The sequence below is a fragment of the Mesorhizobium sp. M3A.F.Ca.ET.175.01.1.1 genome (assembly GCF_004791945.1).
Classification (GTDB): Bacteria; Pseudomonadota; Alphaproteobacteria; order Rhizobiales; family Rhizobiaceae; genus Mesorhizobium.
On record NZ_SRTP01000186.1, the window covers coordinates 1 to 344 of the forward strand.

1 protein-coding gene is annotated in these 344 nt (G+C 57.0%); it reads left to right on the forward strand.

Going from position 1 to position 344, the window contains the following annotated elements; genetic code table 11:
- On the forward strand, nucleotides 1-326 hold a 326-nt coding region (locus EN818_RS31275; RefSeq protein WP_135906678.1), incomplete at its 5' end, for a glycosyltransferase.
- Nucleotides 327-344: the final 18 nt, after the last annotated feature.

The following is a 344-nucleotide window of genomic DNA, read 5'->3' on the forward strand; positions in this document are numbered from 1 at the left end:
GCCAAGGCGGCGGTAGCAATATCGCTGAGGGAATGTCGCCGCTTAAGCTCTTCGAATATATGGCGCATGGTAAACCCATAGTATCCTCTGACCTGCCAGCTATCCGTGAAGTCTTGAGCGATAGCGTCAACGGCGTCCTCGTGTCGCCAGACAACCCGTCCGACTGGGTCAAAGCCCTTCAGCGCCTGCGCAAAGGCAAGGTGTTTCGGGATCAGCTTGGCCGACAGGCGAAGGCGGACTTTCTGGCCAAGTACAGCCGCATCGCACGCGCAACCAACATCCTAAAGGAAATCGAGAGCAGGGTGCCGTCAAGCAAAAGCTCATAGGGCTGCGCAGTTTCCCTT